The organism is Nocardioides thalensis (assembly GCF_013410655.1).
GTDB lineage: Bacteria > Actinomycetota > Actinomycetes > Propionibacteriales > Nocardioidaceae > Nocardioides > Nocardioides thalensis.
Map to the genome: position 1 here is coordinate 2,500,907 of NZ_JACCFP010000001.1, position 14,124 is coordinate 2,515,030.

At 70.1% G+C, this 14,124-nt stretch carries 14 protein-coding genes; 6 read left to right on the forward strand and 8 right to left on the reverse strand.

Annotation, left to right across the window (positions count from 1 at the left end; genetic code table 11):
* Nucleotides 1-15 precede the first annotated feature (15 nt).
* The gene (locus HNR19_RS12240) at nt 16-660 is read right to left on the reverse strand and encodes a WHG domain-containing protein (protein ID WP_179668175.1); all 645 of its coding nucleotides are present in this window, start codon (nt 658-660) and stop codon (nt 16-18) included.
* 62 nt (nt 661-722) lie between these two features.
* Here HNR19_RS12240 and HNR19_RS12245 point away from each other — a divergent pair, with 62 nt between their 5' ends.
* The 4 genes from HNR19_RS12245 to HNR19_RS12260 all read left to right on the forward strand — a co-directional run bounded on the left by HNR19_RS12245 (nt 723) and on the right by HNR19_RS12260 (nt 3,924).
* Nucleotides 723-1,874 (forward strand): DUF2306 domain-containing protein, encoded by a 1,152-nt coding sequence (locus HNR19_RS12245; RefSeq protein ID WP_179668176.1) that lies wholly within the window; start codon nt 723-725, stop codon nt 1,872-1,874.
* 175 nt (nt 1,875-2,049) lie between these two features.
* Nucleotides 2,050-2,871, forward strand: a complete 822-nt coding sequence (locus tag HNR19_RS12250; RefSeq protein WP_343047170.1) for a helix-turn-helix domain-containing protein — start codon at nt 2,050-2,052, stop codon at nt 2,869-2,871.
* A gap of 63 nt (nt 2,872-2,934) precedes the next feature.
* On the forward strand, nt 2,935-3,516 hold the full coding sequence (locus HNR19_RS12255; RefSeq protein WP_179668178.1) for a dihydrofolate reductase family protein: 582 nt from the start codon (nt 2,935-2,937) through the stop codon (nt 3,514-3,516).
* A 36-nt stretch (nt 3,517-3,552) separates the two neighbouring features.
* Complete coding sequence (locus HNR19_RS12260) at nt 3,553-3,924, forward strand: hypothetical protein (protein ID WP_179668179.1); 372 nt, start codon at nt 3,553-3,555, stop codon at nt 3,922-3,924.
* On the opposite strand, the gene HNR19_RS12265 is transcribed toward HNR19_RS12260, so the two are convergent.
* Nucleotides 3,893-5,350, reverse strand: a complete 1,458-nt coding sequence (locus HNR19_RS12265; RefSeq protein ID WP_179668180.1) for a DHA2 family efflux MFS transporter permease subunit — start codon at nt 5,348-5,350, stop codon at nt 3,893-3,895. The two genes, HNR19_RS12260 and HNR19_RS12265, sit on opposite strands and share 32 nt — an antisense overlap.
* A gap of 93 nt (nt 5,351-5,443) precedes the next feature.
* On the opposite strand from HNR19_RS12265, the gene HNR19_RS12270 reads away from it, so the two are divergent.
* The gene (locus HNR19_RS12270) at nt 5,444-6,097 is read left to right on the forward strand and encodes a winged helix-turn-helix transcriptional regulator (protein ID WP_179668181.1); all 654 of its coding nucleotides are present in this window, start codon (nt 5,444-5,446) and stop codon (nt 6,095-6,097) included.
* Here the strand turns inward: HNR19_RS12270 and HNR19_RS12275 are convergent.
* The 3 genes from HNR19_RS12275 to HNR19_RS12285 are packed head-to-tail and all read right to left on the reverse strand — an operon-like array spanning nt 6,094 to nt 9,671.
* Entirely contained in the window at nt 6,094-7,473 is a 1,380-nt protein-coding gene (locus HNR19_RS12275; protein ID WP_179668182.1) for an NAD(P)/FAD-dependent oxidoreductase, read from the reverse strand. The genes HNR19_RS12270 and HNR19_RS12275 overlap by 4 nt on opposite strands.
* A complete protein-coding gene (locus tag HNR19_RS12280; RefSeq protein ID WP_179668183.1) occupies nt 7,470-8,228 on the reverse strand; it encodes a transporter in 759 nt (252 codons plus the stop codon). The genes HNR19_RS12275 and HNR19_RS12280 overlap by 4 nt, the downstream gene beginning before the upstream one ends.
* 42 nt (nt 8,229-8,270) lie before the next feature.
* Entirely contained in the window at nt 8,271-9,671 is a 1,401-nt protein-coding gene (locus tag HNR19_RS12285; RefSeq protein WP_218910228.1) for an MFS transporter, read from the reverse strand.
* A gap of 438 nt (nt 9,672-10,109) precedes the next feature.
* Here HNR19_RS12285 and HNR19_RS12290 point away from each other — a divergent pair, with 438 nt between their 5' ends.
* Nucleotides 10,110-10,745: a TetR/AcrR family transcriptional regulator gene (locus HNR19_RS12290; protein ID WP_179668185.1), complete on the forward strand. Its 636-nt coding sequence runs from the start codon at nt 10,110-10,112 to the stop codon at nt 10,743-10,745.
* A 24-nt stretch (nt 10,746-10,769) separates the two neighbouring features.
* Here the strand turns inward: HNR19_RS12290 and HNR19_RS12295 are convergent, their stop codons facing one another.
* From HNR19_RS12295 to HNR19_RS12305, 3 genes are read right to left on the reverse strand one after another with little or no spacing between them, the layout of a single operon-like run.
* Nucleotides 10,770-12,230, reverse strand: coding sequence for an aldehyde dehydrogenase family protein (locus HNR19_RS12295; protein ID WP_179668186.1), 1,461 nt, complete (start codon nt 12,228-12,230; stop codon nt 10,770-10,772).
* A 28-nt stretch (nt 12,231-12,258) separates the two neighbouring features.
* A complete protein-coding gene (locus tag HNR19_RS12300) occupies nt 12,259-13,356 on the reverse strand; it encodes a Zn-dependent alcohol dehydrogenase (protein WP_179668187.1) in 1,098 nt (365 codons plus the stop codon).
* A complete protein-coding gene (locus HNR19_RS12305) occupies nt 13,353-14,123 on the reverse strand; it encodes an enoyl-CoA hydratase/isomerase family protein (RefSeq protein ID WP_179668188.1) in 771 nt (256 codons plus the stop codon). Before HNR19_RS12305 ends, HNR19_RS12300 begins: the two co-directional genes overlap by 4 nt.
* Nucleotide 14,124: the final 1 nt, after the last annotated feature.

The window sequence follows — 14,124 nt, forward strand, 5'->3', positions numbered from 1 at the left end:
CTTCCGCCATGGCCGTCAGGTGAGGGAGGCCAGCCCGCCGGTTACCGAATCCAGCGCCCGGGCGCGGCCGTCGCCCTCGCCGACGAAGAAGTCGCACAACAGGGGCGCGAGGACGCTCTTCGGGCCGCGGTCGGGAGCAATGTGGCCGGATGATTCCAGGAGCGCATAGCCGTGCACGACAGTCCACCAGCGGAAGGTCGGAGCATCTCCGCGCGCTGCGCCGATGCGTCCGGCCGCTGCGGCTCGGCCCAGATTGCTGGTCACCCGGTCGAGAGTCTGGCGTCGCCCGACGCCCAGCTCCTCGGGGCTGGTCGGCCGGAATTCGCCGAGCGCCGCGATGCCGAACATGACCGCATACAGATCGCGGTTCTCTCGGGCGAAGTGCACATAGGCGGCCGACTGCCGGGCAACGTCCGCCACGGGGTCGTCCGTCTCGACGTCCGAAACGAACGCGGCCTCCAGCGCGTCGAAGCCGCCAGCCACGACGGCCCGCACCAGGGCGCCCATCGACCCGAAGTGCGTGTACACGGCCATCGTCGAGGTGCCGGCCGCGGCGGCGACCCGACGAGCACTCAGGCTGCCGGCGCCACTGGCAGCGATCAAGCCCGCTGCGGCGGCGATGAGTCGTCCGGGCATGGCGTCGGGCGTGAGGTCACTCACGATTCCCACCTCCGACCGCTCGAGTCGGTACGATCCTACATAACGACCGTTATGGAGACCCGATGAAATCGACTCGCTGGAGTTTCGTCGCATGGGCTGCGATCGCCGCGCTGTGCTTGCTGTACGGCCCGATGGCGATCGAGTACACGTGGCGGCTGTTCAATCCAGACAGCCCCGGGCTGTGGGATCACACCTACGCCGCGATCGTCGACCACGACGAGGCGTACGGCGCCAGCTCCGTGCACGGCCAGCAGGAAGCGACCTACGAAGCGAACCGGCTGACGCTGCTGTTCCACACCACTGCCGGCGGCATCGCGATCATGCTGTTCGCCGCCCAGTTCTCCGCACGCTTCCGGCGCGACCTCGGCCGGCACCGAAACGTCGGCCGGGTCGCGGGCGGATTGGTGTTGACCACCGCGGTCGGCTCGTTCCTCTACCTGCTGTCGGCCGGACCAGAGGACACCTTCGACGGCCCAGCTTTCTACGTGCAGCTGTGGGCGCTCGGCATCGGGGCTTTCGCCTCGACGGCACTGGGCATCGCCGCCGCGAGGAAGCGGCAGATCACGATGCACCAGCCCCTCATGGCTCTGGCGTTCTCGATGTTGCTCACCGCGCCGCTGCTCCGGGTCGGCTACCTGATCCTCGGCAACACGTGGCCGGACTCGACCCAGCTCGAGACGAATCTCGCTGGTGCGGCGATCCTCGCGACCTGGGCACCATTCGGCGCCTTCCTCGCGGCCCGGACCATGCCGGTTGCGGCACGTCGTCACCCGGACGTCCGCCCGTGGTCCGGTCGCGTCGCCACGATCATCGCCGGGACCTCAGCCCTGGTCGCAACGGTCGTACTGGTCGCCCGTGCCGGAGCTGAGCTGGACGGACTGGAGCGCGTGGCCGGCTGCAGCCTCGCCGGATGGCTCGCTGCCCTTGCGGTTGCGCTGACGCGCCTGGCGGGCGCCGAACACGCGTCGGTCGGCGCCGAGGAATGGCGCTCGATGGTCGTCGGACTTCTGGCCGGCGTCCCGGGCGTCGTACTGCTCTGGTCGATCTACGACTTGCCGTTCACCAGCGCCGAGGCGCTGGTCGGGGCACTGCTCACCGCGCCCGCGATCACCATCGTGCTGGCGCTGTTGCACGTCATCTGGCGTCGTCGACGCCCGGCGCGGCAAGCCCCCCGCGAACGCGAATTGGTGGCGCGAGCCTGGCAACCATCATGAAGGGCACCAAGGCCCCCCAACGGCCGCTGCGTCGAGTACGACTGATCCCGCGTGGCCTGACGGCCACCTGACAGGTGCCTGAGGCGGCCCTGGCCTGCGAAGACCTTCGACGTCTCCCAGCGCCAGGGGGCGTTCTTCTGTCGGCGATGATGTGCGCATGGAGTACGTGTCGAGAGTGCCTCGGCCACCCCTGGACGGGCTCATCGACGACATCTACTACCTGGCTGGCGAGCCGCCGTACTCCCGGCTGCTGCTGCCGGCGGCGCCCGCGCCGTTGCTGATCGTCAACCTCGGTGCGCCGTTCCAGGTCCGGGGAGGCTCGGCCGACGATGCGGCCCAGTATGCGGACGGCTGCGTGGTCGCCACGCCCACCCGCGCCTGGGAGTTCGGCTACCCGTCGTGGACCCGGTCGGTCGGCGTGCACTTCAAGCCGTGGGGTCTCGCGCCCTTCCTGCCGGTGCCCGCAGCAGAGCTGTGCGACCGGCCGGCGACGGTGGCGCAGGTCTGGGGAAAGTCCGCGGCAGCGGGGCTGCGCGAGCGGATGACCTCGGCGGAGACGCCCGACGAGATGCTGACGCTGCTCGAGGCGGAGCTGCTGCGACGACATCGCGACGTACCCGGGCTGGAGGTGGTCCGCCGAGCGGGCAGCGCCATCGCCACGTCCGGCGGAACCGTGGCGATCGGCGGGCTCGGCGCGGCCGCGCGTGTCAGCAGCACCTACTTGGCTCAGCGGTTCAAGGACGTGGTGGGCGTGACGCCGAAGCGGCTCGCCCGCAGCTATCGGTTCACCCTTACCACGCTGGCGATCGACGTCGCTGCGCCGATCGACTGGGGTGAGGTCGCGGCGGACGCGGGCTACTTCGACCAGGCGCACTTCGCCCGCGAGTTCCGCGAGTTCAGTGGTCTCACGCCGACGAGGTACGTCGAGGTCCGCCGGCGATTCCTGCGCGATCATCCCGAGCACGCCCTGGAGGGCTGGCCGTTGCCGGCCGATTGATTTCGTACAAGAGAGGCGGCCCACGCCAGGCCAGACTCGGGGCTCCCGACAGAGGAGGAGCCCATGGGAAGAGTGGTCATGAACGCGTCGGTCTCGGTGGACGGCTTCATCGCCGCCGAGAACGACGATCCGGGTCCGATCTTCGAGTGGCTGGTCAGCGGTGACGTGCCGCTGGACGACAGTGGGGTGCTCAAGGTGTCCCAGGCCTCGTACGACCACGTCCGGCCGTACTGGGACGAGATCGGGGTGACCATCGCTGGTCGTCACGTCTTCGACATCACCGACGGCTGGGACGGTACGCCGCCGAGCGGCATCGACCACGTGGTCGTGGTGACCCACCGCGGCAGGCCCGCGGGCTGGGAGGCCAGGTCGCAGTTCCACTTCGTCGACGGCATCGAGGCAGCGGTGGACAAGGCGCGGGAGCTCGCGGGCGACCGCGTCGTCGAGGTCGCTGCCGGTGACGTCGGCGGGCAGCTGCTCGCGGCCGGACTCGTCGACGAGGTGCGCATGGACGTCGCGCCGGTCGTGCTCGGCGCCGGCAAGCGCTACTTCGGCTCCGTCGATGCGCAGCACCTGCTGGAGGACCCCGACGTGGTGGTCCAGGGGAACAGGGTGCTCCACCTGCGCTACCGGGTGCGCCGCTGACCGATCCGGCCGGATCGCCCGACGTACGCTCGCACGGTGACCGCCACCCGCCCTGAGCTGACGACGGCCACCGTGCTTGCTGGTCTCGGGATCTTCCAGGCCGCGCTGGCGGCCGGCGCTCCGTGGGGCCGCGCGGCGTACGGCGGCACCCACGACGGGACCTTGCCGCGCCACCTGCGCATGATCAGTGGCGCGGCCAGCGTCGCTTACGGCACCACCGCGGTCCTCGCAGTGCGCGGCAGTGGTACCCCGGACGTCCGCCGTACGGCCTACACGGCGCTCAGCGTCTTCATGGGTCTCGGCACGCTGGCCAACGCCGCGTCGCGCTCCCCGGTCGAGCGAGCGATCTGGACGCCGGTGGCCGCGACCGCGACCGTCAGCGCGTGGCGGGCCCGGCGACACCGCTGAGCTGCGCGCCCGCCACCTCGTCGGCGGCCGGATGCGGGAACACCCCACGCGGCAGCCACAGGCCGCAGATCGCCCCGGCCAGCGAGAGGCCCGCGGTGGTCGCCAGCGCCGGTCCGAAGCCGTCGACGAACGTGTCGGGTGAGGCGTAGCTGCCGGTCGCGGCGAAGACGGCGACGAGCACGGCGATGCCGAACACACCGCCGAGCTCGCGCAGCATGCTGTTCGCTCCCGCGGCCTTGCCCACCGCTGAGACCGATGCCATCACCGAGCTCTGCGCGGGCGCCATCGCCATCGACACGCCACAGCCGGCGACGATCAACGGCGGCACCAGGGCGCCGTACGCCACCTCCGGCGAGGCGATCAGCGCGAACCAGCCCATGCCCACCGCCTGCATCAGCAGGCCGCCGACCAGGAGCGCCTTGCCGCCGTACTTGTCGGTCAGGGCGCCGGCGACCGGGGCGACGAAGAAGAGGGTCGCCGTCCACGGGAGCAGCTTGACCCCCGCCTCGAGGGGACCACTCCCCTGGCCGACCTGGAGGAACTGCGCGAGGAAGAAGACCGCCCCGAACAGGGAGGCGAACATGAAGAAGGTCGCCGCGTTGCCGACCGCGAACAGCCGGTTCCGGAAGAACGGCATCGGGAGCATGGGGTCGCTCGCGCGCAGCTCCCAGGCGACGAACGCGCCGAGCGCCACCAGACCGAGGACGAGGGATCCAGTCACCTCGACGCTGTCCCAGCCCGCGCCGTTCCCACGGACCAGGGCCCACACCACGCCCAGCGAGCCGAGCGTCACCAGGGCGACACCGGCGACGTCGACGCTCGCGTCGTCACCGCGGGACTCGTCGATGCGAGCCCAGACGAACGGGATCGCGAGGACGCCGATGGGGACGTTCATCCAGAAGATCCACTCCCAGGCGACTCCTCCTGCGATGGCGCCGCCGACGACCGGACCGAGCGCCACCGCGACGCCGGTGATGCCCTCGAGGATCCCGATGGCTCCGCCACGCTTGTCCGGCGCGTACGCCGCACTCACCAGCGCGAGCGCCAGCGCCAGCACCGCGCCGGCGCCGATGCCCTGGACCGCCCGCGCCGCGATCAGGGATGACGCGTCGGGCACCACAGCACACGCGGCGGAGGCGAGCACGAAGAGGCCGAGGCCGAATCCGAAGAGCCGGCGCCGGCCGAAACGGTCGCCGAGCGCGGCCGCCGGCATCAGCGTCACCGCCAGCGTCAGGTTGTAGGCGTTGACCGTCCACTCGAGCTCGACCAGCGTCGCGCCGAAATCGGCCTGGATCGTGCTCAGTGCGGTCGAGACGACGAGGGTGTCGAGCGACACCATCAGCGAGGCGATCGACGCGAGGGCGAGCACCCAGGCTCGACGGCTGGGCGGTGGGTAGGCGGGGGACGTGGACAGAGAGGTGGACATCAGCACTCCTTCGGTTGGTAGGAAAAACATAGTAGTACCTCCCTCCGACATACCTGCCCGTTGGATATTTCGAGCGACCGCTAGGATCTGGGCATGGCCACGAAGCGGACGTACGGCGACGGATGCGGCATCGCGCACGCGCTGGACCTCGTGGGCGAGCGCTGGGCGTTGCTGGTCGTGCGCGAGCTGGTGCTGGGCCCGAAGCGCTTCAGCGACCTGGCCGCAGCGCTCCCCAAGGTGACCCCGAGCGTGCTGGCGCAGCGACTGCGCGAGCTCGAAGAGATCGGCGTTGTGCGCCGCGACACGCTTCCCCCGCCGGCCGCCTCCCAGGTCTACGAGCTCACCCCGTGGGGAGGCCGGCTGGAGGCGGTGCTCATCGCTCTGGGCGAGTGGGGCGCGAGCTCCCCGACGTTGCCCGACGACCTACCCGTCGGACCCGACTCGGCGATGCTCGCGATGAAGACGCTGTTCAGCCCCCCGGACACGGCGGTCGAGCTCGAGGTAGAGCTGGTCCTGAGCGACCTGCCCTACGCCGTCCGCGTGGTCGACGGACAGCTCCAGGTCACGCGGGGGCGACCCGCGAGCCCGGCTGCGTCCCTGCGGACGACCTCAGACGGTCTGGAGTCGCTGATGTGGCGGCGCGAGACGCTGGACGAGGCGCTGGCCAGTGGCACCGCCACCCTCGAGGGAGACCGGTCAGCGGTCGAGGAGCTGCTGGGACAGATCGAGGTTCCCGCGCCGGTCTAAGTGCGGCCAGGCGTCTCGGCCCGAAGTGGCGCGGGAGCGTCGTTCACTCCCCGGCGGGCATTGCGCCTGCTGCCGTTGATCCTGTCGTTGAAGCGGTCGACGGCCCAGATGGTCCGCAGCCCGGCGCGGCCCATCATCACCGGCCGCGGGAACTTGGGCTTCTCCTGCCACAGGGTCTGCAGGTCCTCGTGCCGCTCCCCGTCGACGATGGCGTCGGCGATGAGCGACCCGACGTACGGCGCCTGGGCCAGCCCGTGCCCGTTGCAGGCGATCGAGTAGTGGATGTTGTCTCCGAGCTGGCCGGCGATCGGCAGCCACGAGGACGTGATCGCGATCCACCCGCCCCATGCCCGCTCCAGCGCAACATCCGCCAGCGACGGGAACCGCCGGTCGAACGCGCCTGCCAACTCCTCGACGAGCGACGGATCAGGGGTCTTCGCCGGGAGTGGATAGCTGGGGCCCCGTTCCAACCGGCGCACGCCGAAGACGATCGTGTTGCGTGGCGTGAGTCGATAGTTCTCCATGATCGCGTGCTGGGTCACCAGGCCCATGCCGCTCGTCCACCCGAGTGCGGCGATGCGCGCGGGGTCGATGGGCTCGGTCTCCACCTCGATCACGTAGATCGGCACGGAGAGGTGCCGCGGCGTGATGTCCCACTCTCCGGCGAATGCGTTGGTCGCGAGCACCACCCGGTCCGCCCGCACCCGCCCGTGCGGCGTGGTGACGATGACCTGCCGGCCTTCGCGCACGACGTCGGTGACCTTCGTCTGCTCGAAGACCCTCGCCGCGGACCTGAGCAGCACGTCACGCATGCCGAGGCTGAACTTGCCCGGGTTCATCCGTCCTCCGACGACCTCGCGCATGCCGCCCACGAACCCGCGCGGGATCCCGAGCTCCTCGGCCGTGCCCACCTGGACGTTTCCGCCGGCGCGGCTGACGATCTTCGCCACTCGGCGCACGCGCCCCATCTGCCCGCGCGAGACGGCGGCGAACGCGTTTCCCGTTGCCTCATAGTCGCAATCGATGCCGTGCTTGGCGATGAGCTCCTCGACGTGGTGTGCTGCGTTCTCGGCCAGCCGCATCATCCCGGGCATCTTCTTGCGGGAGAGCAGGTTGAGAAGCTGCAGGTCCCCGCCTGGCGCACCCGCCAGCTGACCCGCGTTGCGCGAGCTCGACCCGTGTCCGCAGAACTCGGCTTCGAGTAGCACGACGTCCTGACCGCGCTGCGCGAGTCGCAGGGCGGTGGACATGCCGTTGATGCCGCCGCCGATGACGGCGACCCGGCACGTGAGGTCGCCGCCCAGCGTGGGCCGGACGTCCGTCGGTGGATCGGCCCATCCGCTGAACGAGAGGTACTCGACCTGGTCGGTCCTCATGCCTGCATCACCTTCGGGGCGGCAGGGGCCGGCTCGACGCCGGTCGCCACGTTGTGGTTGTGGAGGGCGCGGTAGGCGAACAGGTAGGTGAGCAGCTGCAGACCCCACACGGTGAGTGCGGCGGTGTAGAAGAGCGCGCGGTCCTGGAGGGGATCGACCGAATCAGGCAGCGGGAAGAAGTCGTAGGACAGCGCGATGACCGTCGCCGCGAGGCTGACCGCCAGCGTTGCGACCGCGACGCGGGTGGCCCCGATGTCCCACAGCCGCTTCACGAAGTACACCAGGAAGACCAGTGTCAGCAGGTTCGCCACCAGGTAGAACGTGGCCGGACCCTGGTGGAGGATGAACTCGCCGTCGTCGTCGACGTGATCGCGATACTTGGACTGGGCCAGGAAGAGACCGCTGCCGATCGCCAGGACGAAGATGCCGATCTCGACGGCGAGGCTCGCCTTGTAGCGGTGCGTCACGGCCATCAGGCCGACCACCAGCAGCAGCGTGATGCCGATCGACCGCGAGAAGGCGTCGAGGAAGAACGCGAAAGCGTACTGCGGACTGGTCTCGCCACCATGGGGATCATCTGCGAAGCGGAGACCCCAGATCAGGAAGTTCACGCCGGAGGTCGCGACGATGAACCACTCGATACCGAGCAGGTAGTTGCGGTACTGCTTGATGAATCGCCACCCGGCCCAGTAGCCGCACACGATCATGATCAGGTCGGCGACCAGGAAGGTCAGGCCGTAGATATCTTCTTTCATGTCATTTCCTTTGCATGAGCGACAGGAGTCGCGGCTGGTCCATCAGGCCGCGATGCGGCCGGTACGACGGCGGGTGCGGGAGGTCGACACAAAGACGGTCAGCACCACCGCCAGAGCGAGCGCGCCCGAGATCCAGTAACCGACGCCGTACAGGCTCTCGGCGGCAACCTCCAGCGTCGTGCCGGGCACGGGGACCAGCGACGCGCTGAGGTCGGCGCTGACGAGGGCGGTGCCGAACGCGAAACCGACGGCAAGGAAGGTACCGGCCACCCCGGTCGCCATCCCCGCCTTCTCCTCGGGCACCGCCAGCTGCACGACCGTGAAGCCGGCCGCATAGCCGATGCTGCATCCGAGGCCGATGACCGCGGCGCCCACGAGGTAGTGCCACTCCTGGTCGTGCGCGACGGCGAGCCAGCCCAGTCCAACGGCGCTGATGATCGCCCCGCTCACGAAGACCGGCACCGCGCGGCCGTTGTTGACCGGTCGGTCGGCGATGGCTCCACCCACGACGAACGTCACCGCGAAGGGCAGCATGAGCCAGCCGGTCTCGAGCGCACTGAGACCCAGGCCGTAGGAGTCCACCGGCCGCAGCGCCTCCGGGATGATCTGCGCGTAGGTGCTGAGGAGGAGCAGGAAGGCCGAGTTCACGGCCGCGAACAAGGCGATGCAGATGCACGAGGCGGTGACGAGAGGGGCCTTCATCAGCGTGAGGTCGAAGACGGCCGTGGACGACCTGCGCTCGACCCGGACCCAGGCGATGCCGCCGACCACGCCGAGCACCAGCGGGATCAGCGCGGCGTTGCCCCAGACCAGTCCCTGGGTCAGCGTCAGCAGGATCGCCGCGACCCACGCGATCATCCACATCGTGCCGAGAACGCCGATGCGGCCCGCCCGCGCGGCGGGCGGCGCGTGCGGGATCAGCAGGTATGAAGCGAAGGTGGTCACGGCACCGATCGCGGTCAGGACGACGAAGAAGGTCTGCAGCGACAGGCTCTGCACGATCAGCCCGCCGCCGATCATGCCGGCGACGATGCCGACGCCCGTGCCGATGACCAGGACCGCGACCGCGACCGTGATCCCACCCTCCCCCAGACCGCGGCGCAGGAACCCGAGGGGAAGCACCTGGGCCGCGCCGCCGAAGCCCATGAGGGAGCAGCCGACCAGCAAGGCCGGGTAGGAGTCCCCCACCGCGGGCACGAGCGCGCCGACCGTGAGGAACGCCGCCGCCGCGGCGTTCGAGTTCCGGTCGCCGTACAGGTCCGCCAAGCGGGGCAGGAGGATGAATCCCGCTCCACCGCCCAGGGTCAGCACCGTGTAGAGCCACGTCGTCTCCGCGACCGTGGCGAGGCCGTACTGCGCCTGGATGACCGGCAACAGGGGCGGCAGGATGAAGATCACGGCATTGGTCAGGACGACCAGGAGCGCGCCGATCCCGACGAGCACCGCTTTCCTCGACGCGGGGCGAGCCGTGTCTCTGCGGCCCGACGGGGCCTGCTGGCGAATCTCTGTCATGAGGTTTCCGTTTCCTGTCGTTGCGTTGCCGGTCGCGCGGCGCGGCGCGGCATTCCGTGGGACGAGAAGAGGTCGAAGACCGCGCCGACCAGCGCGACAGCGAGCGGGATCCAGAGCGGCGTGAGCATGAACGCGAGGAGCGGGAGACACGTAGCGAGTCCTTCTGACATGGCGCGAGCTCCTCCTCCTTCTCGGCGACTCCGTGTGATCCGGCTCATACGCTATGTCGAAGTTGGTCACGCGATCAAGATGTTTGACCAAGATGTTTGACCAAGTTTTCTCGATCCCCGCTCGACAGGGGTCCCTGCTAGGCTGCGTCTGACTAAATCAAGCGCCCAACTGGCGCTCGCCCACTTGCCTGGAGGTCTGATGACACGGGTCCCCGTCGCCCAACGACGCCGCGACTTCATCGCTGCGGCCGTCGAGGTGATCGCCGCCCACGGGATCGACGGCGCGACCACACGCCGGATCGCCGAGCAGGCCAAGGCGAACGTGGCGATGCTGCACTATTGCTACGACTCGAAAGAGGACCTCTTCGCAGATGTCTACGAGTTCGTGACCGGCAAGTACCGCGAGGTCATCGAGGGCAACGACCCGCACACCACGCTGCCGGAGGCGGCTCAGGGGATCCTGCGCGGCGTCATGGAGTGCTACCTCGACTCGCCCAGCTTCACGGCTGCGACCTTCGAGCTCGTGAGCTGGGCGCGACGACAGCACGGCGGTCGTGGCATCGCCGTCTACGACCAGGCGTTCGACGCGCTGCGCAAGGCGCTTCAAGAGGCGGCAGCGGCCGACCCTGTCGCGCCTGAAGTCATCGACGAGGTCGCCTACGTCGTGGCGACGCTCGCCGACGGGTTCGCGGTCAACTGGCTCACCTACGGCGACACCACGGTGGCCCGCGGACAGATGGAGATCAACAGCTCCGTGCTCGACGCCTGGCTCGCGCGCCGAGTCGCAGCCACCAAGGCCAAGCCCGCACGGCGCGCACGCACGTCCCGGGCCTGATCGTCGGCCGCGACCCGAGTGCGGTCAGAGCGGCAGCTCGCTTGAATCCACGCCCACGACCCGATCGCCGCAGAACACCCGCACCGACTCAGCCGGGCCGTGACCGCCGATACCGGCCGGTCCCCAGAAGCCCTGCGCCGAGTCCTCCCCTAGGTCGGCGACCTTCGCCCCGTTGACCCTCACCTCGCCCGCCACGATCCGGGAGCCGATCTCGATCGCACGATCGGTGTCGGTGCCGAACACATAGGCGTCGAGACCCGACGGGTCGGCGTTCGCGATCCGCACGGCCTCCTCGGCGGAGTCCACCGGGTGCAGCGAGACCACCGGGCCGAACAGCTCGGCGGTCGCCCTCGCAGCGTCGGCGCCCACGGCGACGGTCGGCGAGAGGAAGAACCCGCTGAGGTCGGGCATCGTCGCCGGCTGGCGGATCTCCGCCCCCAGGCCGCGCAACCCCTCGATCCTTGCCTGCAGGGTCTGGAAGTGCGGGCCGTTGGAGATCGGCCCGACCTGGCTGTCCTCGTCCAGGGAGTGGCCCACGACGAGCTTCGAGATCCGCTCGGTCAACGCTTCGGTCAGGGAACCGACCAGGCCCCGCGGCGCCAGCACCTTGCCCGGCCCCTCGCACCACTGACCATTGAGCTTGGTCATCCCGTCGAGGATGCCGTCAGCGGTGACGTCGACATCTGCGTCGTCGAGCACGACGACGGGGTTGTTGCCGCCCAGCTCGAGCTGCAGCACCTTGAAGTCCTCCGCAGCAGCGCGCGCGATGGCACGCCCCGCCGCGGGTCCGCCGGTGAAGGAGACGATCTTGACCCGCGGGTCGGTCGTCAACCGTGCGCCGACGTCGCCTGCCCCGTGCACCAGCTGGAGTGCGCCGGCCGGCAGTCCCGCCTCGACGAAGCACTCGACGACGACCTGCGCACTGGCGGGCGCGTGCTCCGACGGCTTCAGGATGACGGGACAGCCGGCGGCGACGGCGCTGACCACCTTCGCGGCCGGGATGAAGCTCGGCCCGTTCCACGGGGTGAGGATCGCAGCGGGTCCCCACGGCACCTTGTAGAGGCGCACGTCGCGACCGCCCGCCTCCAGTGCCGTGATCCGTGGGATCGCGCGCAGGTCCGCCGCGGTGGACCGGATCCGGTGGGGCAGGAAGGCCGCTACCAGGCGGGTCACGCCGATCGGCGTACCGCTCGTGAGCGCGTCGACACGCGCGATCTCCTCCGACCGGGCCTCGAGCAGGTCGGCCACGCTGTCGAGCACGGCGGCGCGCTCCTGCCGCTCCTCCTCGTCCCAGGACGCGACGTCATACGAGCGCTCGGCGTGGCGCAGAGCCCGCTCGAGGTCGTCAGGCGTGGTGCCCACGCTGCGGTGGACGGGCGTGCGCGTGTTGGGATCGAGGTTCCACGCGTTGTCGACGATGGCGCACTCGGTCCACTCGTCGGCGATGAAGTTCACCGGCTGCGGGAAGGGGGTGTCGTGGCTCATGAAATTCACCTCGGGGGACGGTTGCGGTTCAGGACTGGAGGTCGACGACGATGCGCGTCACGTCGCCGGACTTCATCTGCTCGAAGCCCTCGTTGATCTCCTCGAACGGCAGCACTCGGGTCACCATCTCGTCGAGCAGCAGCCGGCCTTGCTGATAGAGCCGCGCGAATTGGGCGATGTCCTCGCGGGCCTGGCCCGAGCCCATGTAGGACCCGATGAGCCGCTTCTCCGAGAAGAAGAAGTCCAGGGCGGGCACGGTGAGGTCGGTGCCCATCGGCGCGATGCCGACGAGGCAGGCCGTGCCGGTCGACCGCACGAGAGCCAGCGCCGTCTGTGCCGTGCGGGCGGAGCCGACGGCCTCGAAGGCGTAGTCGACCCCGTCTCCGAGCAGCGCACGCACTTCTGCCACCGGGTCCCCGTCGCCACCGTTGAAGGCGTGGGTGGCGCCGTACTGCCGGGCCGCCTTGAGCCGGTCGTCGTCGAGGTCGATGGCGACGATCGCCGAGGCGCCCGCGAGCCGCGCGCCCTGGATGATCGCCGAGCCGACGCCGCCGCAGCCGATGACGGCGACGGTGCTGCCGGGTCGCACCTGCGCGCCACGGAACACGGCGCCGACGCCGGTGACGACGCAGCAGGAGAGCAGGCAGCCCACGTGCAGGGGTACGTCGTCGGGCAAGCGCACGAGCGCGTTCTCCCGCAGCAGGATGTGCTGGGAGAAGGCGCCGATGGCAGCGAGCCGCTCAACGGGGCGGCCGTCGAGGGTCTCGAACGCGGGCCGCTGCCGACGGCGTACCTCGTCCAGCCGCAGGCACTGCGTGGACCGCCCGGCATCGCAGTTCACGCACCCGCCGCACGGAGGCGTGAGGGCGCCCGTGACGCGGTCGCCCGGGCGCAGCGAGGTCACGGCCGAGCCGACCGACTCGACCACGCCGGCCACCTCGTGCCCGACGACGACAGGGAGGTCGGTCGGCACGGTGCCCGTCATGTAGTGAAGGTCGCTGTGGCACAGTCCGACGTTGCTCACCGCGACCCGCACCTCGTGCGGTTCCGGGTGGTCGACCCGGATCTCGGTGAGCTCGAGCGGTGCGCCGACCTCGTTGAGCACGGCGGCTCGGGTGGTGATCATGGGGTGGTCTCCCTCGTGTTCCAGAAGCCGGCGACGCCGGCGGTGAGCAGTCCGCTCGCCCACGCCTCGTGGGCGGCGTGGTCCTCGCGCTCGAAGGCCGCCTCGACCTGCGCGACCTCGGGCCGCAACAGCGCAAGGTGGAGCGCTGTGGTGCTCCCCGCGGGGGTCCACCCGTGCACCGTGTCGACGGCGTGCTCGACGAGTCGTTCGGGCTCGACGACCTCGTCGAGCAGGCCGATCCGCAGTGCCTCGGCGGACGCGATGCGTTCCGACCCGAGCACCATCCGCATGGCGTGGTTGCCGACGAGCCGACGCAGTAGCAGGCTCGTCGCGTTGGAGATGGTGAGACCGCGAGCGTTCTCCGGCTGGAAGTACTCGGATGCCGGGGTGCCGATCCGGGCGTCGCAGCAGAGCGTGATCTCCGAGGCGCCGCCGACGGCGAGGCCATTGACCGCCGCAACCACGGGGACCCGGGTCTGCAGGATGGCGCGGGTGACGTCGTGGAAGCTCTCGAACGCCTCATGGACCTCGGCCTCGGTGGTCGGGGCGTGCTGCAGGTCCTCGCCGGCGGAGAAGGCGCGGCCGCGGCCGGTGAGGACGATGCCACGAACGGAGTGGCCCGTGCCGAGCTCGCGTACCTGCGCCGCCAGGCGCCGCCGCATGGCGACGGTGAGGGCGTTGAGCTTCTCGGGACGGTCGAGCGTGAGCACGGCGACGTCGCGCACGAGGGCGACGTCGACGTGCTCGGTGCTGGTAGGTGCGGTCATG